The sequence below is a fragment of the Amycolatopsis sp. BJA-103 genome (genome assembly GCF_002849735.1).
Lineage (GTDB): Bacteria > Actinomycetota > Actinomycetes > Mycobacteriales > Pseudonocardiaceae > Amycolatopsis.
Genome location: NZ_CP017780.1, coordinates 8,982,727 through 9,008,093, shown reverse-complemented (window position 1 = coordinate 9,008,093; position 25,367 = coordinate 8,982,727). Strand labels below are relative to the sequence as shown.

The 25,367-nt window shown below is 67.4% G+C and carries 25 protein-coding genes and 2 tRNA genes; 9 read left to right on the top strand and 18 right to left on the bottom strand.

Annotated elements, in window-relative coordinates; translation table 11 throughout:
* Window positions 1–9 precede the first annotated feature (9 nt).
* The 3 genes from BKN51_RS40875 to BKN51_RS40865 all read left to right on the top strand — a co-directional run bounded on the left by BKN51_RS40875 (window position 10) and on the right by BKN51_RS40865 (window position 2,403).
* On the top strand, window positions 10–651 hold the full coding sequence (locus BKN51_RS40875) for a response regulator transcription factor (RefSeq protein ID WP_101612641.1): 642 nt from the start codon (window positions 10–12) through the stop codon (window positions 649–651).
* Window positions 652–732: 81 nt separating this feature from the next.
* Window positions 733–984: a hypothetical protein gene (locus tag BKN51_RS40870; protein WP_101612640.1), complete on the top strand. Its 252-nt coding sequence runs from the start codon at window positions 733–735 to the stop codon at window positions 982–984.
* 93 nt (window positions 985–1,077) lie between these two features.
* Window positions 1,078–2,403, top strand: a complete 1,326-nt coding sequence (locus tag BKN51_RS40865) for an acyltransferase family protein (RefSeq protein WP_101612639.1) — start codon at window positions 1,078–1,080, stop codon at window positions 2,401–2,403.
* On the opposite strand, the gene BKN51_RS40860 is transcribed toward BKN51_RS40865, so the two are convergent.
* The 8 genes from BKN51_RS40860 to BKN51_RS40825 all read right to left on the bottom strand — a co-directional run bounded on the left by BKN51_RS40860 (window position 2,393) and on the right by BKN51_RS40825 (window position 8,291).
* Window positions 2,393–3,289, bottom strand: coding sequence for an amidohydrolase family protein (locus BKN51_RS40860; RefSeq protein WP_101612638.1), 897 nt, complete (start codon window positions 3,287–3,289; stop codon window positions 2,393–2,395). The genes BKN51_RS40865 and BKN51_RS40860 overlap by 11 nt on opposite strands.
* Window positions 3,286–3,768 carry an SsrA-binding protein SmpB gene (gene smpB / locus BKN51_RS40855; protein ID WP_101612637.1) on the bottom strand — a complete coding sequence of 161 codons (483 nt, stop codon included), beginning with the start codon at window positions 3,766–3,768 and terminating at the stop codon, window positions 3,286–3,288. The genes BKN51_RS40860 and smpB overlap by 4 nt, the downstream gene beginning before the upstream one ends.
* Window positions 3,769–3,820: 52 nt before the next feature.
* Complete coding sequence (gene ftsX / locus BKN51_RS40850) at window positions 3,821–4,714, bottom strand: permease-like cell division protein FtsX (RefSeq protein ID WP_101612636.1); 894 nt, start codon at window positions 4,712–4,714, stop codon at window positions 3,821–3,823.
* A 51-nt stretch (window positions 4,715–4,765) separates the two neighbouring features.
* Window positions 4,766–5,455: a cell division ATP-binding protein FtsE gene (ftsE, locus tag BKN51_RS40845; protein WP_005168409.1), complete on the bottom strand. Its 690-nt coding sequence runs from the start codon at window positions 5,453–5,455 to the stop codon at window positions 4,766–4,768.
* 135 nt (window positions 5,456–5,590) lie between these two features.
* Entirely contained in the window at window positions 5,591–6,694 is a 1,104-nt protein-coding gene (gene prfB / locus BKN51_RS40840) for a peptide chain release factor 2 (RefSeq protein WP_101612635.1), read from the bottom strand.
* 66 nt (window positions 6,695–6,760) lie between these two features.
* Window positions 6,761–7,261 carry a PadR family transcriptional regulator gene (locus BKN51_RS40835; RefSeq protein WP_101612634.1) on the bottom strand — a complete coding sequence of 167 codons (501 nt, stop codon included), beginning with the start codon at window positions 7,259–7,261 and terminating at the stop codon, window positions 6,761–6,763.
* A 279-nt stretch (window positions 7,262–7,540) separates the two neighbouring features.
* A tRNA-Met gene (locus BKN51_RS40830) sits at window positions 7,541–7,614 on the bottom strand.
* A gap of 83 nt (window positions 7,615–7,697) precedes the next feature.
* Window positions 7,698–8,291 carry a TetR family transcriptional regulator gene (locus BKN51_RS40825; RefSeq protein ID WP_101612633.1) on the bottom strand — a complete coding sequence of 198 codons (594 nt, stop codon included), beginning with the start codon at window positions 8,289–8,291 and terminating at the stop codon, window positions 7,698–7,700.
* 93 nt (window positions 8,292–8,384) lie between these two features.
* Here BKN51_RS40825 and BKN51_RS40820 point away from each other — a divergent pair, with 93 nt between their 5' ends.
* The gene (locus tag BKN51_RS40820) at window positions 8,385–9,836 is read left to right on the top strand and encodes an FAD-dependent monooxygenase (RefSeq protein ID WP_101612632.1); all 1,452 of its coding nucleotides are present in this window, start codon (window positions 8,385–8,387) and stop codon (window positions 9,834–9,836) included.
* A 229-nt stretch (window positions 9,837–10,065) separates the two neighbouring features.
* On the opposite strand, the gene BKN51_RS40815 is transcribed toward BKN51_RS40820, so the two are convergent.
* Window positions 10,066–10,139: transfer RNA gene (locus tag BKN51_RS40815), tRNA-Met, on the bottom strand.
* A gap of 67 nt (window positions 10,140–10,206) precedes the next feature.
* Window positions 10,207–13,203, bottom strand: a complete 2,997-nt coding sequence (locus BKN51_RS40810; protein ID WP_101612631.1) for a UPF0182 family protein — start codon at window positions 13,201–13,203, stop codon at window positions 10,207–10,209.
* 156 nt (window positions 13,204–13,359) lie between these two features.
* Between BKN51_RS40810 and BKN51_RS40805 the strand changes: the two genes are divergently transcribed.
* A complete protein-coding gene (locus BKN51_RS40805) occupies window positions 13,360–13,908 on the top strand; it encodes a PPA1309 family protein (RefSeq protein WP_101613768.1) in 549 nt (182 codons plus the stop codon).
* Window positions 13,909–14,038: 130 nt separating this feature from the next.
* On the opposite strand, the gene BKN51_RS40800 is transcribed toward BKN51_RS40805, so the two are convergent.
* On the bottom strand, window positions 14,039–15,043 hold the full coding sequence (locus tag BKN51_RS40800) for a YlbL family protein (protein WP_199193068.1): 1,005 nt from the start codon (window positions 15,041–15,043) through the stop codon (window positions 14,039–14,041).
* A gap of 203 nt (window positions 15,044–15,246) precedes the next feature.
* Between BKN51_RS40800 and BKN51_RS40795 the strand changes: the two genes are divergently transcribed.
* Window positions 15,247–16,593 carry a zinc-dependent metalloprotease gene (locus BKN51_RS40795; RefSeq protein WP_168214509.1) on the top strand — a complete coding sequence of 449 codons (1,347 nt, stop codon included), beginning with the start codon at window positions 15,247–15,249 and terminating at the stop codon, window positions 16,591–16,593.
* 6 nt (window positions 16,594–16,599) lie between these two features.
* Here the strand turns inward: BKN51_RS40795 and BKN51_RS40790 are convergent, their stop codons facing one another.
* Window positions 16,600–17,163 (bottom strand): M48 metallopeptidase family protein, encoded by a 564-nt coding sequence (locus tag BKN51_RS40790; protein WP_101612629.1) that lies wholly within the window; start codon window positions 17,161–17,163, stop codon window positions 16,600–16,602.
* Window positions 17,164–17,326: 163 nt separating this feature from the next.
* On the opposite strand from BKN51_RS40790, the gene BKN51_RS40785 reads away from it, so the two are divergent.
* The 3 genes from BKN51_RS40785 to BKN51_RS40775 all read left to right on the top strand — a co-directional run bounded on the left by BKN51_RS40785 (window position 17,327) and on the right by BKN51_RS40775 (window position 20,836).
* Entirely contained in the window at window positions 17,327–18,361 is a 1,035-nt protein-coding gene (locus tag BKN51_RS40785) for a TOMM precursor leader peptide-binding protein (RefSeq protein ID WP_101612628.1), read from the top strand.
* Window positions 18,362–18,438: 77 nt separating this feature from the next.
* Window positions 18,439–19,779 (top strand): ABC1 kinase family protein, encoded by a 1,341-nt coding sequence (locus BKN51_RS40780; protein ID WP_101612627.1) that lies wholly within the window; start codon window positions 18,439–18,441, stop codon window positions 19,777–19,779.
* Window positions 19,780–19,921: 142 nt separating this feature from the next.
* The gene (locus tag BKN51_RS40775; protein WP_101612626.1) at window positions 19,922–20,836 is read left to right on the top strand and encodes a hypothetical protein; all 915 of its coding nucleotides are present in this window, start codon (window positions 19,922–19,924) and stop codon (window positions 20,834–20,836) included.
* Between the two features lie 5 nt (window positions 20,837–20,841).
* Here the strand turns inward: BKN51_RS40775 and BKN51_RS40770 are convergent, their stop codons facing one another.
* The 6 genes from BKN51_RS40770 to BKN51_RS40745 all read right to left on the bottom strand — a co-directional run bounded on the left by BKN51_RS40770 (window position 20,842) and on the right by BKN51_RS40745 (window position 25,354).
* Window positions 20,842–21,021, bottom strand: a complete 180-nt coding sequence (locus BKN51_RS40770) for a hypothetical protein (RefSeq protein ID WP_101613765.1) — start codon at window positions 21,019–21,021, stop codon at window positions 20,842–20,844.
* Entirely contained in the window at window positions 21,018–21,887 is an 870-nt protein-coding gene (locus tag BKN51_RS40765) for a class I SAM-dependent methyltransferase (RefSeq protein WP_101612625.1), read from the bottom strand. The genes BKN51_RS40770 and BKN51_RS40765 overlap by 4 nt, the downstream gene beginning before the upstream one ends.
* A gap of 92 nt (window positions 21,888–21,979) precedes the next feature.
* On the bottom strand, window positions 21,980–22,237 hold the full coding sequence (locus tag BKN51_RS40760; protein ID WP_101612624.1) for a hypothetical protein: 258 nt from the start codon (window positions 22,235–22,237) through the stop codon (window positions 21,980–21,982).
* Window positions 22,234–22,617, bottom strand: a complete 384-nt coding sequence (locus BKN51_RS40755) for a WhiB family transcriptional regulator (protein WP_101612623.1) — start codon at window positions 22,615–22,617, stop codon at window positions 22,234–22,236. The genes BKN51_RS40760 and BKN51_RS40755 overlap by 4 nt, the downstream gene beginning before the upstream one ends.
* 166 nt (window positions 22,618–22,783) lie before the next feature.
* Complete coding sequence (locus tag BKN51_RS40750; protein WP_101612622.1) at window positions 22,784–23,050, bottom strand: hypothetical protein; 267 nt, start codon at window positions 23,048–23,050, stop codon at window positions 22,784–22,786.
* Between the two features lie 216 nt (window positions 23,051–23,266).
* Entirely contained in the window at window positions 23,267–25,354 is a 2,088-nt protein-coding gene (locus tag BKN51_RS40745; RefSeq protein ID WP_101612621.1) for an ATP-dependent DNA helicase UvrD2, read from the bottom strand.
* Window positions 25,355–25,367: the final 13 nt, after the last annotated feature.

Below are 25,367 nucleotides of genomic sequence, written 5' to 3'. Positions count from 1 at the left end.
GGGGGCAGGATGCGGGTTGTCATCGCCGAGGACGCGGTTCTGTTGCGCGAGGGGGTGATCCGGTTGCTCGCCGACGAGAAGATCGAGACCGTCGCGGCCGTGGACAACGGCGACGATCTGCTGGGCGCGGTCAAGGAGCACCGGCCGGATCTCGCGATCGTCGACGTACGGATGCCGCCCACCTTCACCGACGAGGGCCTGCGCGCGGCGCTGGGCGCCCGTGAGGCGATCCCCGGGCTGCCCGTTCTGGTGCTGTCGCAGTACGTCGAAGAGAGCTACGCCGTCGAGCTCCTGTCCGGCGGCGCGGGCGGAGTCGGTTACCTGCTCAAGGAACGCGTCGCCGACGTCGGGGATTTCCTCGACGCGGTCAAGCGCGTCGCCGGCGGCGGCACGGCCATCGACCCGGACGTCATCGCGCAGCTGATGGCCCGAGGCCGCAAGAACCCCCTCGACGCGCTCACCGCGCGCGAATCCGAGGTGCTCGGGCTGATGGCGCAGGGCCTGTCCAACAACGCCATCGCGAACTCGCTCGTCGTCTCGCACGGCGCCGTCGAGAAGCACATCGGCAACATCTTCTCGAAGCTCGGCCTCGAAGCGAGCTCCGAAGAACATCGCCGCGTCCGCGCGGTCCTCACTTACTTAGGACGCTGAAGTAGCTCTTGGTGGCGAAGCCGTCACTCACCTAACATGGGCAGACTGTTGGTGAGTGACGAGCCGAACCGAGGAGGACCCATGACCGACCGGCCCTCCCACAGCGCCCGCTTCTTCGGCGGGCCCCTCGACGGACGTGTCCAGGAACTCGGTGACACCGAGCCGGTCGCGGGCACCGTCCTCAAACACGTCCATCTGCACGACGGGCCCAAGATCGAAACCCGGTACGAACTCGGCCGCGCCGAGGACGACTGCTGGGAGTTCCGGCTGTGTTCCGCCCCGGTTCCGGAGCCCGCGCCACGACCGGAGCCCGAATCGGACGGTGTGGGGTAGGGAAAACTCCACCTTCGAAGGGCGAAAACCGGAAGATCGATACGGCGGCCCACCCCGCTGTTTTCGCAGCCCTGAAGCACCAGGCTCATTTCCATGCACACGAGCCAGAAACAGGGCCGGGACAGGTTCCTGGACATCGTCCGAGCGGTCGCGATCCTCGCGGTCGTCGTCCAGCACTGGGGCATGCCGGTGCTCTCCTACGCCGACGGCCATCTCTCCACCGGGAACGCCCTCGCGACGCCCGGCTGGTGGGTTTTGACCTGGCTGTCGCAAGTAATGCCCTTGGTTTTCTTCGCCGGTGGCGCGGCGAACCTGATCTCCCTTTCCCGCGCGGAAAGTTCCCGCTCCTGGCTCGCGGCCCGCCTCAAGCGGCTGATGATCCCGGTGCTGCCGCTCGTGGCCGTCTGGCTCTTCGTCCCGGACATCCTGCGGGGCATGGGGATCCCGGAGCAACCGCTTCAGGTCGGCGGTGCGATCGCCGCGCAGCTGCTGTGGTTCCTGGCCGTGTACGTGCTCACCGTGCTGCTCACCCCGATGCTGGCCGCGGCGCATCGCCGCTGGGGTCTCAAGGTCCCGCTCGTGATGCTCGCCGCCGCCGTCCTCGTCGACGTCGCCCGCTTCAACGACCTCGGCCTGATCGGTTTCGCGAACGCCGTCTTCGTCTGGATGGCCGTGCACCAGCTCGGTTTCCACTACACCCAGGGCCGTCTCGGCGCACTGAGCCGCAACGCCGCGCTGGGCATGTCCGCCGCCGGTTTCGGCATCACCGCGCTGATGGTCGCCTTCGGCCCGTACCCCGCGAGCATGATCGGCATGCCGGGCGCCCCGGTGTCCAACATGAGCCCGCCGACCGTGCTGCTGGCCTTCCTCGCGATCGGCCAGATCGGCCTCCTGCTGGCCTTCAAACCGCAACTGAACGCCTTGGCCGCCCGCCCGAACCTCGATGCCGCCCTGAAGTGGATCGGCCCGCGGTTCATGAGCGTCTACCTGTGGCACATGCCCGCCCTGATCGTCGTCTCCGGCGTCGCGGTCTACGGCCTGGGCTACGAGACCCCCGAACCGGGTTCCGTGCTGTGGCTGACGATGGTCCCGGCCTGGCTCGGCGCCTGCGGACTTGTGCTGCTCGGCCTCCTGCGGCTCTTCGCTCGCTTCGAAACGCAGAGCTCGGGCCCGGCTTCGACCGCGCAGACGCCTCAGCTCGTCGTGGCCGGACTGGCGATCGCCGGCGGCCTGCTCGGACTGGCCGCGCACGGTTTCGCCCCGCTGAGCGACGGTCTCGCGCAGGGCCCGGTGCCGTGGGTCGCGCTGGCGACGGGCGGATTCCTCTTGGCGGGCAAGCAGATCCCGGTCTCGGACCTGGGAGCGCGGCTGCTCGGCCGCGCGGTGGCCGTCACCGAGGTGGCCCAGCTCAAACGCTGAGCAGTTTCGCGGGGGTGTCGTGCAGCACCGCTCGCAGGAACGGCTCACCCAGGCGATCGTCGGCGGCCCAGCCGGCGATCGCCTGCAGCTGTGTGGCGTAGGAGTACGGGATGTTGGGGAAGTCGGTGCCGAGGACGACGCGGTCCGGGAACTCCGCCAGCAGGTCCGTCCAGTCCGGCGGGAGCGGGTTGCCGCGCTCGGTGAACTCCACCCCGACCATCGTGGTGTCGAGGTACACGCGCGGATACTTCCGCGCCAGCTCGAAGGCGAAGTCGATCTCCGGCATGCCGGCGTGCGCGAGCACCAGCGTCAGAGCGGGATGCCGCACGAGGATCTCTTCGAACAGTCGTAGCCCGGTGTAGGCGCCCTTCAACGGTCCGTGTCCACAGTGGACGACCACCGGGACGCCCGCGTCCGCCAAAGCGCCCCAGACGCCGTCCAGCAGCTCGTCACGCGGGTCGTAGGCACCGACCTGGACGTGCGCCTTGAAACAGCGGGCACCCGCGCGCAGCGCACCGTCCACAACGGACAACGCCGACGGCTCCGGGTAGAAGGTGCCCGTCGGCACGGCGTCCGGGACGCGTTCGGCGAACTCCAGCGCCCAGGACGTCAGCCATTCGGCCATCCCCGGCTTGTGCGGATAGACCAGCGGCGCGAACTTGCGCACGCCGAACGAGCGCAGCGTGGCGATCCGCTCTTCTTCCGAGGTCCGGTAGTGCACCGGCCAGGCCATGCCGTAGTGCTCTTCGGCCTGGTCGAAGTAGGCCCACACCTTGTCCATCACCGGCTTCGGCAGGAAGTGCAGGTGAAGGTCCACGAGCCCGTCGATGCCCAGCGCCGAGATCCATCCGGGGATCTCGGCGTCCGAGGCGGGTCCGTGGATCAATCGTTGTACCGGCCCTTCAGCGCCCGGCCCAAGGCCCGGCTGATGGTGCGGTCCGCGTCTCGCTTCGAGATGTCCTGGCGCTTGTCGTAGGACTTCTTGCCCTTCGCCAGCGCGATCTCGACCTTGACCTTGCCGTCCTTGAAGTACATCGACAGCGGGACCAGGGAAAGACCGCTCTCCTTGGTCTTGCCGATGAGCCGCTCGATCTCCTGGCGGTGCAGCAGCAGTTTCCGGGTGCGCCGCGGCGTGTGGTTCGTCCAGGTGCCCTGCACGTACTCCGGGATGTGCACGTTGCGCAGCCAGACTTCGCCGTCGTCCACCGTGGCGAACGCGTCGGCCAGCGATGCCCGTCCTTCACGCAGGCTCTTCACCTCGGTACCGACGAGCACGAGACCGGCTTCGTAGGTATCGAGGATGGAGTAATCGTGGCGAGCCTTGCGGTTCGACACGATCACCTTGTGTCCACGTTCCTTGGGCATAGCGGCGACTCTACGTGAGTTTCTGTGTTCGGGCAGGTGGTTATCGGGGCGGTTAGTGGCGCACGTACAGGCGCAGCGTCACGTAGCCGGTGATGGCCGAAATGATGACCGAGACGGCGAGCAGGATCGGCGCCACCGGGAACAGCAATTCGAGCATGCCGACCGCGGGGAACACGTCACCCGTGAGCACCAGGTCGAGCAACAGCACCTTGGTGAGCACGAGGAAGACGATGCCGATGATCGCACCGACAAGGCCGGCGACCACCGCCTCCAGGAGGAACGGCAGCTGCGTGTACCACCGGGTCGCGCCGACCAGGCGCATGATGCCGACCTCGGTGCGCCGGGTGAACGCCGACACCTGGATCGTGTTGGCGATCAGCATCAGCGCGGCGATCGCCATGATCAGCGCGGCACCGAAGGCCAGGTTCCGCACACCGTTGAGCGCGTTGAACACGCGGTCCAGTGCCTTCTGCTGGTCGTCGACCTTGCTGACGCCGGGTTTGCCGGTGTACTCCTGGATGATCGCCTGGCTGCGCTCGGGGTTCTTCAGCTTCACGTGCAGGGACGCGGGCAGCGCCTCCGGCCCGGTCAGCGCGAGCAGTTCCGGCTGGCTCTCGAACATCTTCTTGAACCGCTCGTAGGACTGCTCGCGGTTCTCGAACACGACCGACTCGACGCCGTCGTTGCCCTGGAGGTCCTGGCGCAGCGACTGGCAGGCGGACTGCGAGCAGTTCGGGTCACCCGAGCTGATGTCGTTGACCAGATAGACCGAAACCTCGACGTCGGCGAGGAAGTTGGCCTTCATCTTGTCGATCGTTCCGACGGCCAGCAGACCGAAGCCGAGCATGGCGAGGGAGACCGCGGTGGTGAGGATCATCGCGATGGTCATCGTGACGTTCCGGCGCAAGCCGGTGACTACCTCGCTGAAGACGAAACTGGCGCGCATCGGGGTTGATGTCCCTTGGAAGTCGTGGGTTACGGAGGAGGGCGGGGCCGGTCAGCGGCCGATGCCGTAGACGCCTCGGGCGTCGTCACGGATGACCTTGCCGAGCTGAAGCTCGACGACCCTTCGCCGCATCGAGTCCACGATCGAATGGTCGTGGGTGGCCATCAGCACCGTCGTGCCGGTGCGGTTGATCCGCTCCAGCAGCAACATGATGTCCTGGCTGGTGTCGGGGTCCAGGTTCCCGGTCGGTTCGTCGGCGAGCAGCACGAGCGGGCGGTTCACGAACGCACGGGCGATCGCGACACGCTGCTGCTCACCACCGGAGAGTTCGTTGGGGAGGCGGTCGGCCTTGCCGTCGAGGCCGACGAGTTCGAGGACCTCGGGCACGACCTTGCGGATCGTGGGACGCGGCTTGCCGATGACTTCGAGCGCGAAGGCGACGTTCTCGGCGACGGTCTTGTTCGACAGCAGTCGGAAGTCCTGGAAGACGCAGCCGATGGTCTGCCGCAGACGCGGCACCCGGCGACGGGCGAGCTTGGCGACGTCGAAGTTGGAGACCATCACGCGACCCTTGCTCGGCACCTCTTCGCGCAGCAGGAGACGCAGGAAGGTCGACTTCCCGGACCCCGAGGGACCGATCAGGAAGACGAACTCACCTTTGTCGATCTCGACCGACACCCTTTCGAGGGCGGGACGGGTCGAGGTCTTGTAGACCTTGGAAACCTCTTCGAGCCGGATCACGGTTCGGCATACTACCCATGCCGGTCGTTAAGCCCGGGTAGCCCGGTCCCGGCGGCCAAGCGAGCAAGGGACCTTTGCTCTCACTCTCTTCCGGAAAGTGACAGCAAAGGTCCCTTGCTCTCTCACGCAGGGTTGTTACGCGGCTCCGGACTGCTTGCGCCAGCGGATGCCCGCCTCCAGGAAACCGTCGATCTCACCGTCGAGAACGGACGACGGGTTGCCGACCTCGAACTCGGTCCGCAGGTCCTTGACCATCTGATACGGGTGCAGCACGTAGGAGCGCATCTGGTTGCCCCAGCTGGAGCCGCCGTCCTTGAGCGCGTCCATCTCGGCGCGCTCCTCCTCCTTCTTCCGCAGCAGCAGCCGCGCCTGGAGGACCTTCATCGCGGCCGCCTTGTTCTGCAGCTGCGACTTTTCGTTCTGACACGAAACGACCACACCGGTCGGGATGTGCGTGATGCGCACCGCCGAGTCCGTCGTGTTGACGCTCTGGCCACCGGGGCCGGACGAGCGGTACACGTCGACGCGGATGTCCTTCTCGGGGATGTCGACGTGGTCGACCTCCTCGACCTCGGGCATCACCTCGACGTGTGCGAAGGAGGTCTGGCGACGGCTCTGGTTGTCGAACGGCGAGATGCGCACCAGCCGGTGCGTGCCCTGCTCGACCGAGAGCGTGCCGTAGACGTAAGGCGCGGTCACCTTGAACGTGGCGGACTTGATGCCCGCTTCTTCGGCGTAGGAGATGTCGTAGACGTCCGTCGGGTAGTGGTGCCGCTCCGCCCAGCGCAGGTACATCCGGAGCAGCATCTCGGCCCAGTCGGCCGCGTCAACTCCACCCGCTTCGGACCGGATGGTGATCACGGCGTTCCGCTGGTCGTATTCACCCGACAGCAGCGTGCGGACCTCGAGGCCGTCGATGTCCTTGGTGAGCGCCGTGAGCTCGGACTCGGACTCGGTCACGCTGGCGGAGTCGCCCTCGGCCTCGGCCAGTTCATAGAGGACGCCCAGGTCGTCGAGCCGCTGCCGCAGCTCGGAGATGCGTCGCAGCTCACTCTGCCGGTGGGACAACTGGCTGGTGACCTTCTGCGCCGCTTCGGGGTCGTCCCAGAGGTTCGGGCTGGACGCCTGTTCCTCCAGCTCGGCCACCTGGGCACGCAGCGCGTCCAGGTCCATCACCGACTCGATCTGCGTCAGCTTGCCGGTCAGGTCCTTCAGGGCCGCATCGAACTCATCACTCACGTCGGACAAGGTTACGGCAAAACCCACGGCCGGTTGCGGGGAACCGGCCGTGGGTACCTGTCCGGGTCAGGACTGGGGGATGGAATCCAGCAGTTTCAGTGCCGCTTTCGCCTGCGCCTGTGCGAACTCGGCGACTGCCTTGGCGTAGGGACCGTCAGCGCTCTTGGTGGCGGCCTTGGCTTCGTCGAGCTGCTGGGTGTAGCTGGTACGCGCTGACTCGAGCAGCGTCGAGCGCTGCTTCACCGTCAGCGAACCGGCGTGCACGAGACGCAGGATCAGCGGGCTGCGGAGGTGGTCAGGACCGGCTTCGGAGGACAGCCACGTCTTGAACGCCTTCTTGCCCGCCGCGGTGATGAGGTACTGCTGGCTCGACCGCGGGCCCTGCTTGCCGAGGCGGACGAGGCCCTCCTTCGACAAGGCGGGGAGCTCCCGGTACACCTGGCTGCGGGTCACGCTGAAGAAGGCGCCGAAACGCTCACCCGCCCCCGCGACCAGTTGCCCGCCCGTGGCGGGACCGTCGTGGAGAAGACCGAGCAGTGCGGCGGCTGTTGCATTCAATTCGGACACGTACTCTACGGTCCCACTTTTCGGAACCTGTGTCCACTGTGGTCAGCACATCTGTCCATTGTGGCTAGTGATATGCGCTCATTCGGCCCAACGCACTACGCCTGTCCACAATGGACCGGACACGCTGCGCAACCGGCCTTCGCCACGGACAGCGGTACGCGTCCCCCGCCCCGACCAACGACGGCGGGTGATCGCCCCGGAGGGCACACGCGCCACGAAACCGGAAAACAAAGAGGCGCGGGTCTGCGATTTCCGCAGACCCGCGCCTCGTTTTCTCTGTAGCGGGGACAGGATTTGAACCTGCGACCTCTGGGTTATGAGCCCAGCGAGCTACCGAGCTGCTCCACCCCGCGTCGTTGTGTTAATAGATTACATGGGGGCGAAACCGGGTTTCAGGGGGGTACCCTTAACTTTCCGAAGGGCCCTTGACCTGCCTTTATGGCGAAACTTTGTCATCCAGCCAAGCGAAGACGCCGTCGAGCACCATCGTCAGCCCGTCGCCGAACCTGCCCTCGACGTCCTCGTCGAAGACCCAGACCGTGGACGTCGTGTCATAACGCGGGTCCCGCTCGCCCGGCACCGGGTAAACGGCCTGCTCTTCGATGGTGAAGCCGATGACGTAGCTGTAGACGGTGAACAACGCTCGTCCGACCAGGTACTGCTTCAGTCCCGCGTCGACACGAGGCTGCAACGGATTGTCGGTGAGCAGGGTGTCGTCGGTCAGGAATGTTCCGGAGAAGACCTTCGCGCCGTCACGGTAAGCGAGCATCATCCGGCGCATCTGCCGTGACGCCAATTCGAGAGACTCCCGCTCTCCCACGACTCCCGGCGTGCGACCGGGCATGGCGTCGGCGTACATCAGCGTCGCCATCTCGTCGAGCAGCTCCTGCTTGTTCTTCACATGCCAGTAGAGCGCCGGCGCCTTGACCCCCAGTTCCTGCGCGATCAGGCGCAGCGTGAGCCCGTTGAGCCCGACTTCGTTGAGCAGCCGCAGCCCGGCGCGGACGATGTCCTGCCTGGTCAGACCCACTTTTGAACCCTCTTCCCGCTGTACCGCCTTGACAATTTAACGATGTTAAGGGCACGCTGGGCGCAGGTCAATTTAACGTCGTTAAGGAGTGGTATGAACAACCTGGGGACGGACGTGATCGTGGCCGGAGCGGGGCCGACCGGGCTGATGCTCGCCAACGAACTCGCGCTCGCCGGCGTCGACGTGGTGGTACTGGAACGGGATCCACGGCGGACCGGCCTGTCGAAAGCGCTGAACCTGCAGCCGCGTACTGCGGAAATGCTGGAACTACGGGGACTTCTGGACGGCGCCGAAGACCGCTCGTACGCCACTGTCGGTGACGGGCACTTCGCGATGATCCCCGTCGGCTACGACGGCTGGGGCACGCGATTCCCGTACCAGTTGGGGATTCCGCAGGCGGAGATCGAGGAGCACCTCGAGGAACGGCTTGCCGCACAAGGAACGAAGGTGCTGCGCGACAGCGAAGTAATCGGTTTCGTGCAGGACAAGGACTCTGTGACTGTCCGGTACCGAACAGACGGTGGTGAGAACTTGCTGCGCGCGAAGTTCCTCGTCGGCTGCGATGGATCTCGAAGTGTTGTACGCAAAGGACTCGGCGTGGACTTTCCCGGTGTGGACGGTGAAGGTTTCGGCGTGGTCGCGGATGTCCTGTTCGACAAAGTGCCTGACGGTGCGCAAAAACAGTGGCGAACGATGCGGAACATCGGTGAGCCGACCGGCGAAACGACGTTCAAAGGCCTGATTCCGTTGGGAGAACCGGGTCTTTACCGCTTCACGTACGGCGACAGGGCCTCGCGGCCTGCGGACATGCGGTCCGCCGTCTCGCACGACGAGGTCCGGCAGGCGGTGCTCGACTCGTACGGCGCCTCCTCGACGGTGGCGGAAATCCGGTGGGCGTCACGATTTTCCGACGCGGCCCGGCAAGCGGCGCACTACCGCGCCGGGCGGGTCCTGCTGGCGGGCGATGCCGCGCACATCCATTTCCCCGCGGGTGGTCAGGGGTTGAACCTGGGCGTACAGGACGCGATGAACCTGGGCTGGAAGCTCGCCGCGACGGTGCGCGGCGGGGCCGGTGACGAGCTGCTCGACACGTACGAGGCCGAACGGCACCCTGTCGGCGCTCAGGTGCTCCATAACGTCGCCGCGCAGTTAGGACTGACTCCGCGGTCTCACGAGACTCGCGCGCTTCGCGCCTTCTTCGCTGATCTGGTCGAGCTGCCCGAGGTGAACCGGTACCTGGCGGGCATGGTCTCCGGTCTCGGGATCCGCTACACGACCTATGGGACGTCGCATCCGGCGCTCGGCTCGCGGCTCACCGACCAGGACGTCACCACCGCGACCGGCCCGCTTCGCCCCAGCTCGCTCTTCCACAAGGGCGACTTCGTGCTCCTGACGACCACTCAGGACCACATCGAGGCCGCCCGCGCCCACTCCACACGGCTGACGACCCAGCTCGTCACACAGCTCCCCTGGCCCTCCACCGAGGCCGTCCTGTACCGCCCCGACGGCTACGCCTGCTGGACCGCCCCCACCCCCGCGCGATAGCAAAGGTCCCCCGCTACCCCGCCGACCGGCGATACCAAAGGTCCCTCGCTCCCCCGCGACACCAAAGGTCCCCCGCTACCCCGGCCCAGCTCCGGGCACCTGCGCCACCGACCACTTGGGGGTCCAGGGGGCGAAGCCCTCCTGGCAGGGGTCCGGGGGTTCGACCCCCGTAGAAATGCGAAAGAGGCGTGTGTCCGCGTCTTCCGCGGACACACGCCTCTTTCCTCTGTAGCGGGGACAGGATTTGAACCTGCGACCTCTGGGTTATGAGCCCAGCGAGCTACCGAGCTGCTCCACCCCGCGTCGTGACACCTACCTTACGCCTGCGTTTCCAGCAGGCGCAAAGCAGGTGCCCTTTAGGTAAGCGACGTCACCCTCCGGGCTGGCCGGAGGTGGGCGGCGCACCGGATGCCGGGGGGCTGGCCTTGGCCGACTCGTAGGCCTTGGAGGCGGCTTCGAGTGCGGCCAGGGCAGTTCCCTGGTCGGCGTAATTGCCGGACTGCTGGGCGGCGCGGAACTTGATCCAGGCGTCGTGCATGTCGCCCGCGGCCTTGTCGAGCGCCGGGTTGCCGCCGGCAGGCGGCTGCGGTGTCGTCGTGCCCGGCGGTTGCGGCGTCGTGGGTCCTGGGGTGCCGCCGGTCTGAGGCGGTGTGACACCGGAACCCGTACCAGCGCCGAAGACCTGATCGAGGGCTTCGTTGAGCGTCGGTGCGAAGCCGATCTTGGTGCCGTAGGAGACGAGGACGCGGGCCAGCTGCGGATAGCTCAGCTGGTTCCGTTGCCGGATGTAGACCGGTTCCACGTACAGGAAGCCGTTGGCGACGGGCAGCGTGATCAGGTTTCCGTAGGTGACCGTGACGTTCGGGTTGTTGAAGAGCGTCCGGTCCTGCGCGACCCGCGGGTCACTCTGGAATCTGTTCTGGACCTGGACGGGGCCGTCGACCTGGGTCGACCCACTCGCCCCCGTGGGCAGTCTCAGCACCCTCATCCGCCCGTAGTCTTCGGGATCCGAGGACACCGACATCCAGGCCGCCAGGTACTGACGTTGGAGACCGGTGAGCGAGCTGGTGAGCTGGAACCGCGACCTGGTGTCGCCCGGCGCGGTGGCCAGGACGTAGTAACCGGGCTGGTTGGCGATGCCGGAGGCGGACGCGTTCACGCCGCCTTCCTGCGTCGGATCCTGCGGAACACTCCAGAAGGCCTGCTGAGCGTAGAACTCGGCGGGGTTGTTCACGTGGTACTTCGACAGGAGTTCCCGCTGCACCTTGAAGAGGTCTTCGGGATAGCGGAAGTGCGACCGCAGGTCCGGGGAGATCTCACTGCTCGGCTTGACCAGGCCCGGGAAGACCTTCTTCCAGGCGTTCAGCACCGGCTCGTTGTCCTCGACCCCGTACAGGGTCACGGTGCCGTCGAACGCGTCGACGGTGGCCTTGACCGAGTTGCGGATGTAGTTGATCGAGGAGTTCGCCTGGCGGGTGGTGCCGCTGAGCGAGTCGTTGGTCGCCTGCCCGAGCTGGGTCTGCTGGGCGTACGGGAAGTTGTTCATCGTCGTGTAGCCGTCGACGATCCAGATGATCTTGCCGTTGACGACCGCCGGGTACGGGTCACCGTCGAGGGTCAGCCACGGAGCGGCCTTGGCGACGCGTTCCCGCGGCTCGCGGTTGAACATGATCTTGGATCCGTCGCCGATGGCGTCGGAGAAGAGGATGTTCCGTTCCCCGTATTCGGCGGCGAAGACGAGCCGGTTGAACCAGTTGTCGATCGGCACGCCGCCGGAGCCCTTGTAGATGTAGGCGCGGTCGACGGCGGTGTCGTATTCGCCAGGCGCCTGTCCGGCCGTGCCACCGACGATCGCGTACGCGGCGTCGCTCGCGAGCTCGCCGTAGTAGATGCGGGGCTCGTCCACCTTGATGCCCGGCTTGGTCGGGTCGGTCGAGCCCGCGCCCGCCGGGTTCTGGGTGTCGCTGGTGGTCGCGATCGGGTAGCCGCCGTCGGAGTTGGCGTCCTTCAGCGCGCGGTCGATCGTGTTGGCCGGTGCGGCGACGAAACCGTTTCCGTGCGTGTAGACGAGGTGCTTGTTGATCCAGTTCGTCTGGTTGCCGGTGAGGCCCTCGGTCTTGATCTCCTTGGCCGCGACGATGTAGTCCTGCGTGACCCCGTTGAGGGTGTAGCGGTCGATGTCCAGCTTGGACGGGAAGCCGTAGAAGTTTTCACGGCCGACGCGCTGGGTGAAGGTGTCGCTGAGGACGTTCGGGTCGAGGAGCCGGATGTTCGGGACGGTCCCCTTGTCCGCCTTGATCTCCGCGGAGGTCGCCTCGGACTTGCCGGTGTAGTCCTTGTACTCGACGTTGGTCAGGCCGAACGCCTGGCGCGTCGCGTCCATGTTGCGCTGGATCGACGCGGATTCCTTCTCGTTCGCGTTGGGACGCACCGAGAACTGGTCGAGCACCGCGGGCCACGCGACACCGACGAGCACGTTCGACAGGATCAGCAGCACCAGCGCGATCGCGGGGAGCTGCAGGTTGCGCAGGAACGCCCCGGCGAAGAACGCGACGGCGCAGATCACCGAGATGCACAGGAGGATCAGCTTCGCGGGCAGGACCGCGTTCAGGTCGGTGTAGGTCGCACCGACGAACAGCGGCAATCCCCGGTCGGAGAGCAGCAGGTTGTAGCGGTCGAAGTAGTACTCGACCGCCTTCAGCAGCACGAAGATGCCGATGGTGATGGCGAGCTGGGCGCGGGTCGGGCCGGCGAGCTGACCGCCCTTGCCCGCGAGCCGGATGCCGCCGAAGACGTAGTGCGAGATCAGCGCGCCGAAGAACGCGATGACGACCGCGATGAACAGCCAGCCCAGGAGCCAGTTGTAGAACGGCAGGTCGAAGGCGTAGAAGCCGACGTCGTTGCCGAACTCGGGATCGGTCTGGCCGAACGGCGTGCCGTTCAAGAACAGCTGCACGACCTGCCAGTCGCTCTGCGCGGACGCACCGGCGATGAGCCCGGTGAGCACCGGAATGCCGATGCCGAACAGGCGGATCCGGCCGACGATCGCGGACCGGTAGCGCGCGAGCGGATCGTCGTTGCCGGAAATCGGCACGAAGACCGGCCTGCTCCGGTACGCGATCATCAAACTGATCGCGAGCGCGCCTCCCACCAAGAGCCCTACGGCGAAGAACAAGATGACACGGGTGATCAACACCGTGCTGAACACGGTGCGAGCGCCGACTTCGCCGAACCACAACCAGTCGACATAGGTGTCGAGCAGTCTCGCGCCCAGCAGCAGGGCAAGGATGACTACGGCGGCGATGATGAGCAGTATCCGGCTGCGCCGGGACAGCTTCGGCAGGCTCACGGGGGGCCGAGTGGCCACTGCACACGCTCCTGGTTTGGTGAACTTTTCGCGGGGGCGCGCGTACCGCGTGCGGCCCCTGATGCTCTAACTCTACGGATGCCGTCGGAAGTTCCCGGAACCCGCCCAAACCGGACTCGGAAGGCCGTGGTCCGGGCCGCCTGGAACGATGTGCCCATGGCACCGAGTGAGCAGCAGGGTGTGGCCGGCCTGGCCCGCGAAGTCGAGGAGTTCGTCGCCTCCGGAGGATGGGATCAGCCGCCGCAGTTGTTCGCGCTGGTCCCGACCGCCGCACTGCTGGACGAACAGCCCGAACTGGCCGGGCAACTCGACCCGTCGGCCCCGCTGACGCCGGTCGCCCAGGAATCCCTGCCGGATGGCGACCTCGGGGAAGCGCTGGCGCAGATCGCGTGGCCCGATCTGGTGCTGGGCTGCGCGCTCGCGCAGGAGATCATCGTGCTGCCGCCGGACGCCGAGGCCGAACTTCCGGCCGAGCCCGAGACCGATGCCGAACGCCTTCGCCAAGCGGCCGCCGACCACCCGCGCCGCACCGAAGCCCGGCTCGTGGCCGCGGTACTGCGGGACGGTTCCGGAGCGTGCGTCATGCGGCTTCGCGGTGCCGGACAGGCCGAAGAACCCGGTGACGTCCCAGTCGACGAAATCATCGAGAACCCGGAGCTGGCCCCTAACCTGCTCGAAGCCCTGAGGGCAACCTTGCAGCCCTGACCTGCAAAAAGAGAGCAAGGGACCTTTGCTATCGCCAGCCCCAGGAAGCAGGCTGGGCGATAGCAAAGGTCCCTTGCTCTCGTCGGTCGACCTCGCGGGCGATACCAAAGGTCCCTTGCTCCCCCGGCGGTCAGCAGGAGGCGGTGGGCCGTCCCGCCTTGAGGTTCTCGAGCTGCGCGATCGCTTCGTCCAGCGTGGCCACCTTGATCAGGTTCAGGCCGTCGGGCGCGGCGGTCTTCGCCTCGGCGCAGTTGTGCGCGGGCACGAGGAAGTCGGTGGCACCGGCCTCGCGAGCGCCGACCACCTTGAACGAGATGCCGCCGATCGCCCCGACGACGCCCTTCTCCGAGATCTCGCCCGTCCCGGCGATATGCCTGCCACCGGCGAGGTCGCCGGGCTCCATCTTGTCGACGATCGCGAGCGCGAACATCAGGCCCGCCGACGGGCCACCGACGTCCTGCAGCGAGATCTTCACGTCGAAGGGGACATCGGCGCGGTCCACCGCGGTCAGGCCCATGAAGCCTTCCGGGCCGTCGGGCCGCTGCGCGAGCGTGAGCGGCACGGTGCGCTCGGCCTGCCCGTCGGATTTGAAGGTGATCTGGACGGTCTGCCCGGGCTTCGTCCCGTTCAGCGCGGCCCGCACCTCGGTCGCCTCGGTGACCGTCTTCCCGTTGACCACCAGCAACCGGTCCCCGGGGGCGAGCACCTTGTCCGCCGGGCTGCCGGAGACGATCGTCTTCGCGAGCACCTTCACCGGGAACTTGCGGCGCAGCGCGGCGACCTGAGCGGCGGTCTGCGAGTCCTGCAGCTGCTGGATGTTCTCCTGGCGGACCTGCTCGTTGGTCTCACCCGGCTTGAAGTACTCCTCGCGCGGCGCCAGCGCGTACCGGCCGCTCGCCCAGAGCCCGAGCGCGTTGAACAGCGTGATGCCGCCATCGCGCAGCGAGACCGTCGTCATCCGCAGCTCACCGGAGGTCTGGAACATCTCGTGCCCGTTGACCTGGATCACCGACTGCCCGGCGGCGTCCTTGCCCAAGGTGTCGTAGGTCGGGCCGGGACTGATCGCCACGTACGGCACCGGGATGAAGAACCCGACCAGCGCGAAGGCGACGAACAACGCGCCGCTGACCAGCAACGTCCAGCCGCGCCGGGTCAGCCGCCGTTCAGAGCGGTCCTGGTCACTCGCGGAGCCCGCACGGCTCCGCGCTGCTGTGGTCTCCTCCGAGGGCTCTGTCACGCGTGACAGCGTACGGTGACGGTGTTCGCTTCTCGGTGAAGGCCACGCGCATCACTCCAGTTGACGAGCTCTGGGTCCCGGGACCCGCGTACGGTGGTGCCATGAGCAAACCCCCGTTCGGCTTCGGACCGCCCGATCCCGACAAACGAGGCGAGAACGAGCCGTCGGACTCCGGCGGCCAGCCCTCCGGCGCCGAGGCCTTCAATCAGCTCGGTCAGATGCTCAGCCAGCTGGGCCAGATGCTCAGCCAGGCCGGCAGCTCGACCGGGCCGGTCAACTACGACCTGGCGAAACAGATCGCGCTGCAGAACCTCAGCAGCAGCGACAGTGACGTCCAGCTCGGCTTCTCGTCGTCCAGCGGCGGAGACTCGAGTACGGCCGTCCGTGACGCCGCCCACCTGGCAGAGCTGTGGCTCGACGCAGCGACGATCCTGCCCGCCGGTGCCACGACGACAGTCGCCTGGTCCGCGCGCACCTGGGTCGAGAAGACACTGCCCACCTGGCAGCGCCTCTGCGACCCCGTCGCCCAGCAGGTCTCAGGCGCCTGGGTGCAAGCCCTGCCCGAGGAGGCCAAACAGGCCGCCGGACCGCTTCTGTCGATGATGGGGCAGATGGGCGGGATGGCCTTCGGCTCCCAGCTCGGTAATGCCCTGGCTCAGTTGGCTTCCGAAGTGCTCACCTCCACCGAGGTCGGTCTTCCGCTCGGCCCCGCGGCCACCTCCGCGCTCCTGCCGGCGAACATCGAGAAGTTCACCGAGGGCCTGGAGCTGCCGACCAGCGAGGTGCTGGTCTTCATCGCCGCGCGCGAGGCCGCCCACCAACGGCTGTTCGCCCACGTTCCCTGGCTGCGGCAGCGTCTGCTGGCCACCGTCGAGGAGTTCGCGAGCGGTATCTCCGTCGACACCTCTGCGCTGGAACAGCTCGCGGGCCAGATCGACCCGTCGAACCCCGCCAGTATCGAAGAGGCCATGTCCTCCGGCTTGCTCGAGCCGCAGACCTCGCCCGAGCAGAAGGCGGCACTGAACCGGCTGGAGACCCTGCTCGCGCTGGTCGAAGGCTGGGTCGACGTCGTGGTCGCCGAGGCCATCGGAGACCGTCTCCCGGGCGCGGACGCGCTTCGCGAGACGCTGCGGCGCCGCCGGGCCACGGGTGGCCCGGCCGAGCAGACCTTCGCCACCTTGGTCGGGCTCGAGCTCCGGCCCAGGCGGATGCGTGCGGCCTCCGCGTTGTGGAAGCTGGTCGGCGACCAGCACGGCATCGAGAAGCGGGACGGCCTTTGGTCCCACCCCGACCTGATGCCGACCGCCGAGGACCTCGACGAGCCGCTCGACTTCGCGGAGCGTCTCGGCGATGGCGAGTCGACCCTCGAAGGCATCGACCCGATCGCCGAGATCGAGCGCGCCGAGCGTGAGAAGAACAAGCCCAAGGACGACGAAGACAAGAGCTGAGGCACGTCAGTCCTCCGTCGCGATGCCCCATCCGGCGGCGGAGGACAGGCCCTCCAGATAGCCGATGGCGCGCTCGGTCTTGGGATAACGGCGAACGAGCTCCCAGAACGCCGCGTTGTGCCCTGGTTCCTTCAAATGCGCGAGTTCGTGCACGAGGACGTAGTCCAGCACCCAGGCCGGCACCCGGCGCAGGCGATCACTGACCCTGATCGTCGCGTCGACCGGCGTGCAGGACGCCCACCTCGTGCGCATCGGCGGCACCCAGCGAACGCTCGCGGGTATCGCCTTTCCGTCCAGATACTTCGCCGAGAGCACGGCGCAGCGCGCCAGCAGCGCCTCGTCAGAGGCCTTTGGCGGAGCGGCCTGCCTCGGGCCCTTGCGTAACAGCTTGCGCTGCATCTCGGCTACCCAGTGCTTCTCCTCGGCCCGGGTCATCCGGGCGGGGATCAGCACGACGAGGGTGTCCTCGTCCCAGTACGCGGTGACGGTCCGGTGGCGGCGCTGGCTACGCCGTACCTCGACCTTGTGTTCGGGAGTGTCCGACGGATTCGTCGTGTCCCGGCCCCTCAATGAGGGCGTCCGTGCTTCGACCACTCGACCACGGTAAGGCCAGTCACCGACAAGTCCGAGAGCCGAAAGGTCACAGCCTCGAGTTGTCCACAACAAGGCCAGCCTGTGGATAACTCGCGTTTTTCTTAGCGGTTGGTTAGTGGCCCAGTGCGATGCTGCGATCATGAACCTTCGCGAACCGGATCTGCGATCGATCATCCTGCCGGAGTTCCCCGCCCTGCTTCCCGGCCTGGATGTGCTGGAACGCGGAAACGGTGAGATCCAGATCGGCCTGGACCCCGCCCACGCCGTGGTGATCGCCGGAGTCGCCACCGAGGTGGCGCGAGCGCTCCGCGAGCTGGACGGGAAACAGGCCGCCGACGACATCGTGCTCGCGCAGAGCGAACACGACGAGCAGCTGCGGGACCTGATGACGGACCTGACGGCGCGCGGGCTCTTGACCGATGCCGGGCAGTCTCGACAGCAGCCGAGACCGAGGCTGGAAACGGGGCTGTGGTCCCTCCGGGCCCGCCACCACCAAGCGGCCATGACGGCGCGCCGCAAACACACCGCGGTGGCGATCCACGGCGACGGCCGACTGGCCGTGGCCATCGCCGTCCTGCTCGCGAACGGCGGAATCGGGCACATCGACATCCGGGCGTCGGGCACGGTGCTCGAACGTGACCTGGGTTCGGGCTACACCGAGGCCGAAATCGGCATGCCCCGCCGGGAGGCGATGGCACAGGTGGTGCACCGGGCCGGGGCGGAAACGTCGACCACCCGGCTCTACTCGGACCGTCAGCCGGAACTCGTGCTGCTCACCGACGCCGTGGTGCCCGCTCCCGAAGTGGTCGACGAGCTCGTCCGAGACGGCGTCAGCCACCTTCCGGTGCGCGTCCGGGACGGCGTCGGCATCGTCGGGCCGCTGGTGGTGCCCGGCCGCAGCAGCTGCCTGCGCTGCGCAGACCTGCACCGCGCCGGTCTCGACGAGTCCTGGCCCAGGGTGGCGAGCCAGCTCGCCGGACGCGTGCAACGGCCGGACCTCGGCGCCGTGCAAGCGTGCGCCGCACTGGCCGCCGCACAGGCACTCCGCCTTCTCTCGCCGAGCGACCAGGCACCGCCCTCGTGGAACGCCACCATGGAAATCGACTTCTTCGACGGCACGATCCGCCATCGCGACTGGCCGCCGCATTCCGGATGCGGATGCGGCGCTCGCTGACACAACAAGCGACGTAGCCCACACACACGCCCTCGACAGGCTGCGCGGGCGGAGTGAATCAAGGCAGAATCGCGAAGGTGACCGACTCCCGCAACGCCGAGGACCGTGACTCAGCCATCCCCCGCAACGGGGCGGCGCGAACGGCGAAGCTGGCCAGTATTCCGCTCGGCATAGCGGGCCGGGCGGTCGGAGGCTGGGGCAGGCGGCTGACCGGGCAGAGCGCCGAAGAGGTCAACGCGACGCTGTCCGCCAAGGCCGCGGAGCAGCTCTTCGAGGTCCTCGGCACGCTCAAAGGCGGCGCCATGAAGTTCGGCCAGGCGCTGAGTGTCTTCGAGGCAGCGGTGCCGGATGAGATGGCGAAGCCCTACCGCGAAGCCCTGACGAAGCTTCAGGCCGCGGCACCGCCCATGCCCACCCGGCAGACCCACCGGGTCCTCGCCGAGCAGCTGGGACGCACCTGGCAGCAGCGCTTCGCCGCCTTCGACGACAAGCCTGCCGCGTCCGCGAGCATCGGCCAGGTCCACCGCGCGACCTGGCACGACGGCCGCGAAGTCGCCGTCAAGGTCCAGTACCCCGGAGCCGACGACGCGTTGCGGAGCGACCTCCGGCAGCTCCAGCGTTTCAGCAGGCTGTTCCAGGCCTTCGTGCCCGGGACCGAGGTGAAACCCCTCCTGGCGGAACTCGCCGAGCGGATGAACGAGGAACTCGACTACCAGGCGGAAGCCCAGAACCAGCGCGCTTTCGTGAAGGCCTTCGAGAGCGTCCCCGGGTTCTTGATCCCCCGCGTGGTCGCCAGCGCGCCGAAGGTCATCGTCACGGAGTGGGTCACCGGCACTCCCTTGTCGAAAATCATCGCCGGCGGGGACAAGGAGGCGCGGGATCGCGCGGGCCGCCTGCTCACCGAGTTCCACTACTCGTCGCCGGAACGGGCCAGGCTCCTGCACTCGGACCCGCATCCGGGCAACTTCATGCTGACCGACGACGGCAGGCTGTGCGTGATCGACTTCGGCGGTGTGTCCCGGCTGCCCGAGGGGATTCCGCAGCACCTCGGCGAGATGACCAGGCTGGCGCTCGACGGTGAGTCTTCGAAGCTCATGCGACTGCTCAGGGAGTCCGGCTTCATCCGGGCCGACGCGGATCTGCAGGCCGATGACGTGCTCGCCTACCTGGCGCCGTTCACCGAACCGCTGGCGGGCGAAACGTTCCATTTCACCCGCCGCTGGATGCAGCGGCAGGCGGGCCGCGTCGGCGACACCCGGGGCCGGGACTTCCGGATCGGCCGCTCGCTCAACCTGCCGCCCGAGTACCTGATGATCCATCGGGTGACCGCCGGATCGACCGGCATCCTCTGTCAGCTCGACGCCGAGATCCCCGCCCGCGCGATCGTCGAACGGTGGCAGCCGGGCTTCGCAGCCTGAGAAGTTATCCACAGGGATCGTTGGAACTGAGCCAAATTCGGCGTCGCTCGGGCGAGTTGTCCACAACTTCGCGGAAGTGGTTCCACCCGGACGGCCCAACGGTCATCCTCGATTCATGACCATTACACGAAGCGCTCGACTCGTGGCGCTCAGCAACACCAGCGAGTCCGGAATCATCACCAACCGCGAGCTGCGGAAGGCAGGCGTGACCGCGCGTTACGCCGCGAAGCTGTGTGGTCCGGGCGGTCCTTGGCGAAGGCTGATGCCGGGTGTGATCCTGTTGCGCGACTCGGCGCCCACCCGGCTTCAGCTGCTCCAGGCCGCCGTCGCGCGGTTCGGGCCGGACGTGGTGGTGACGGGTGCCGACGCGCTTCGCGCCCGAGGCGTGGACTGCGCGCTGACTCGGGAGGTCCATCTCCTCGTCCCCGACTACCGGCGAATGCCCGCGGAACCCGGCATGCTCCCCCGAAGAACCACGCGGATGCCGCCGCCGACCTTGATCGACGGCGTTCCGTTCGCCCCGCCTGCCAGGGCGGCGCTCGATCTCGCCCGGTTGGAGCTCGATCCGGCACGGATCGACGAGCTGATCTCGCTACCGCTGTACTGGGGTCTTTGCACGCTTGAAGAACTCAGCGAGGAGCTCGATTCCGGCAATCGGCGAGGCTCGGCCGCGGTCCGTGCGGCTCTGCGTCGTGTCGATCCCGAAGAGACCTACGCGCACGGCCTGGCGAAGAAGGTCCTCGGCGAATGCCCACTGCCCTCGCCGTCTTGGAACATGACGATCTGTGACCGGCGAGGACGTCCCATCGGCTCCGCCGACGCCTGGTGGGACGACATCGGCCTGGCCTGGCAGTTCCGCGCCCCGAAGCAGGGTGCCGCGAACTTTCACCCGCTGGCGCTGACCGCGACCGGGACGGTGCTGGTCCGCTGCACCATCGACCAGCTGAAGAAGGTACCGATGGAAGTGTCGGCCGAGCTGGTCAGAGCGTTCGCCGAGGCGACGCGGACACCGCGGCCGAAGGTCCGCACGATCGGCCGGATCGACGACGTCGCCTGAGGGACTCACCAGTACTCGTCCGGCAGCTTTCCCTCGATGTCGCGGGTGTGGCGGCGTGCGCAGGTCGGGCACATCCAGCGCACGACGTCCTTCTCACGGGTGGACACCCAGGCGAGCGTCTGCGCGGGCTCTTCGTCAGCACCGCGGATCCGGCCGCACAACGAACAGCCGACCTGGTCACTCACGGCCGCCGTCCACAATGGATCGTCTTCGCCCCCTGCAGGAACAGGTCCTGGCGCGCGCCGAGGAAGGCGGAGCTCGCCGGATCCAGCAGGGCGGCCACGGTTTCGCGATCGTCGTCGCCCAGGAGATCGCCTGCCACCTCGGTCAGCCAGGTCATCCGCTCGATGACGAACTCGCGCAACAGTTCCGGCCCGGGCGCCGAGTGGTGGATGAGCACCCCGAAGGAATCGACGTCGTCGAGACCTGACCGCTTCAGTGCGATGTTCCAGCCGTAGGGCATGGAGACGGAGCCGGGGATGCCCGCTCGCATCTCGGCGAACCACTCGCCTCGCGCGGCGAGCAATCGCCCCTCGATCCCGGGACGGCCTATGCCGAGGTCCCAGGGGAGACAGTTGAAGTCCAGGCCGCCCTCGGAGATGGCGACCAGCCCGCCGGGGCGGGCAAGGCTGGCGAGGGTGTCGATCGCAGCCTGCTGATCGGGCAGGTGATGCACCACGCGTGAGGCCCAGACGAGGTCGGCGGCAGGAAGCTTGGCGGGCAATCCGTCGTCGGCGACGTCGGCATGGACCGTCTCGACGGTGGCCTTGTCCCCCGCGGCCGCGCTGACGACCCGGTGCGCTTCGGCCAGCAGATGCTCTGTCGCGTCGACCAGCACGATCCTGGCACCGGCGGCAGTGAGCTCCTCGGCGAAGAGCACGCTCATCCCGCCAGCGCCGCAGCCGACGTCGACGATGGTCGGCCCTTCCGGCATGCCATCCAGCAGCCGGCGGGCCGCCACCCGCGTCGGCTCGGCGTCGAGCGCCTCGGCCATACGAAGCGACCGAAGCCGATCCGCCCAGTCGATGTCGTCGTGCGTGTGTACGGCCATTCCCCCAGTGAACCGCACCACGCCCCAAAGGGGGAGCGGGGGACCTTTGCTCTCGCCGCGCGATAGCAAAGGTCCCCCGCTCCCCCAAAGGATCAGGCCTGCAGACGCTCGACTCGCCGGTTCGCCCAGCGGGCGACCTTGGTCCACCTGCGTACGGCGCGCGCCCCACTTCGAGCCCGCTGTGCGCGGACTCCCTCTTCGAGGTCTCGTATTCGGGCTCTGGACAGTTCTTCATAAAGCAACATTTCGCTGGTCTCCTCGACCTTGATCTCGTTCAACTTGGCCGGCGCGAGAGTCCGGTTACCCGTTCGCGCCTCGTAATCCCTGGTGGTGATGGGTTCGACGGTCATGCCGCAGCGCTCCGCTCGACCTTGTGCGCAACGGGACGCGCCTCGGCGGCGGGCTCGACGACAGGGTTCTTGCGGGGACGGCCACGGGGCCGCTTCCGTGCGACGACAACGCCGCGCTCGAAGATCTCGCCACCCCAGACACCCCACGGCTCACGCCGCGAAAGGGCACCCGCGAGGCAGGCGGAACGGACCGGGCAGTCCGCGCAGGACGCCTTCGCGCGCTCGAGTTCTGCCGGCGACTCGGCGAACCAAAGGTCCGCGTCGCCCGAACGGCAGGGAAGCATCGACTCGGGCGAGTCGATGGCGTCGAGCAGGTCGACGACGCCTGCGTCGGCGAAGGGCAGAGCCTCCCCCGGCGCGAAAGCTATGGCCGATGACATAAGTGCACTCCTCTGTTCCGTGACGGATTTCTTACTGACGGTGGAACTGGACAACGCTGAACCCCAATTAGGTTGTGCAGCCAACTTGTTTGTGCAGCAAAAACACGAAGGCCGCGGATCCGGTAACCGGTTCCGCGGCCTTCGTGAGCCTCTAGTCCTGACTAGGTCAGGAACTTCGCTCCCGTATGGACAACGGAACACGGAACTGCTTGATGACCGGCAGATCGACGCCACCGTTCACGTACGCCCCACCGAAGGCGGCAGCGTGCGCGAAGGTCTCGTCAGCGGCGATCCTGCTCAGATCGATACGCTGGGTGCCGCGGGCGGCAAGGATGCTCACGGGCATGAAGGTGCCCTGGCGCTGAGCCTGCGGGACTTCCGCGACGCATGACAGACGGGTGCCGCGTTGCGTGAGCGTCATCTTGATCGTCATAGCACCGGCACCACCTTTCTCTGTCGCGCGCGAACCGCCCTGCGGTCTACGCTGTGTTGTAGAAGTTCTTCCCCATGCCGGGTGCTTCGCGCCCGGTACCAGCAGGTTATTGCCCCCGACCATACCGGGGCAACTTATTTTCCAGAAAAACCGTCGAAGTTACGAAGATCGGCTCTGAGCAGCGGGTTCGCCGCGCGGATCAAGCCCGCGACGCGGTCAAGACTCCACCGAGGCCCGTACGACGTCGAGAACTTCCGCTCCGAAGCGTTCGAGCTTCGTCGCGCCGATCCCGGAGATCGCACACAACGCTGTGTCATCGGTCGGACGCTGCTCGGCGATGGCGACCAGGGTCGCGTCCGTGAAGACGACGAAGGCCGGCACCTTGAGCTCGCGAGAGCGTTCTCCTCGCCAGGACCTCAGCTTTTCGAGCAGTTGCTCGTCCACGTTGGACGGGCAACGGGAGCAGCGGCCCAGCTTGATGTCCAGGGTCTCCAAGAGCGGCCCGCCGCATACCCGGCACCGCGCCTTGGTACCGGGCTGCTTCGGCTGCTGGGATCGGGCGACCCTCGCCGCCGGGTGGTCTTCGGGGATCAGTCCGTAGAGGAATCGGCTGCGTCGCCGATTGCGGCGGTTTCCCGCCGTCCTGGCCAAGGCCCACGACAGCGAGAGGTGCTCTCGTGCTCGAGTGACGCCGACGTAGAAAAGACGGCGCTCTTCTTCGATGGCCGCGTCGTCACCGTCGGCATGGAGGATCGGCATGGTCCCCTCGGCAAGCCCTACGAGGAACACGGCGTCCCACTCGAGGCCCTTCGCCGCGTGAAGCGAGGCCAGGGTGATGCCCTCCACCGTCGGCGGGTGCTGTGCGTTCGCCCGCTGCTCGAGCTCCGCCACGAATCGGGGCAGGTCGGCGTCCTCGACGGTGGAAGCCAGCTCCTCCGCCAGCTCGACGATCGACAAAAGCGCGTCCCATCGCTCCTTCGCCGCACCTCCGGCCGGGGGCTGGTCGGTGAGCCCCACCTTCGCGAGCACGGAGCGAACCCTGGTCACGAGCTCGCCGGTGTCGGCGTCGGTCGACGCCATCCGCAATGCCGACATCGCCTGCCGGACCTCGGCCCTGGCGAAGAATCGCTCGCCGCCGCGGACCAGGTACGGGATGCCCACCTCCGCCAGTGCCTGCTCATAGGCCTCTGACTGGGCGTTGACTCGGTAGAGCACCGCGATCTCGCTGGCCGCAACTCCGCCGTCGAGCAAATCACGGATCCTGCGTGCGACTGCGGCCGCCTCGGCGGTCTCGTCGTCGTACTCGGCGAAACGCGGGACAGGCCCCGAGGGTCGCTGGCCGATGAGTTTCAGCCTCGACCCCGCGGGACGGCCGCGGGCGGCACCGATCACCTGATTGGCGAGAGCCACGACCTCCGGAGTCGAGCGGTAATCCCGCTCGAGCCTCACGACCGTCGCCTCGGGGAACCGTCGCGTGAACTCCAGCAGCGGCCGGGGCGAGGCGCCCCCGAACGAATAGATGGTCTGGTTGGCGTCGCCGACCACGGTCAGGTCGTCGCGGCCGCCGAGCCACGCGTCGAGCAACCGTTGCTGCAGTGGGGTGACGTCCTGGTACTCGTCGACGACGAAGCAGCGGTAGCGCTCGCGAAACTCCTGGGCCACCACCGTGTGCTCCTCGAGAACGGCCGTGGTGTGCAGGAGCAGATCGTCGAAATCGAGGACCTGCGCGGCGTTCTTGACCTTCTCGTAGTTGCGGTACACCTCCGCGACCTGCGACGAGGGGGCTGGGGTGTCCCGCTGCGTACGCGCGGCGACGGCCGGGTAGTCGTCCGGCGATACCAAAGAGGCCTTGCTCCACTCGATCTCACTGGCGAGGTCGCGCAGGAGCTCCGTCTCGGTGCCGAGACCGGCCTTGTTGGCGGCTTGGCTGATGTAGCGGAACTTGTTCTCGAGCAGCTCCCAGGGCCGGTCCCCGACGACCTGCGGCCAGAAGTACCGGAGCTGGCGGCGAGCGGCGGCGTGAAAAGTGAGCGCCTGGGCGGCGTCGACACCCAAGCCCCGAAGGCGCGCGCGCATCTCACCCGCGGCGCGGGTCGTGAAGGTGACTGCGAGGACCTGACCAGCGGCGACGTGTCCGGAGCGGACCAAATGGGCGATGCGATGCGTGATCGTCCGCGTCTTGCCGGTTCCCGCTCCGGCGAGCACACAGACCGGCCCCCTCGGCGCGCAGGCGGCGGCGCGTTGCTCGGGATCGAGCCCATCGAGCAGGCCTGGACGACTCTTCGGGGACGATGCGCTAACCACGCCCCGATCCTCG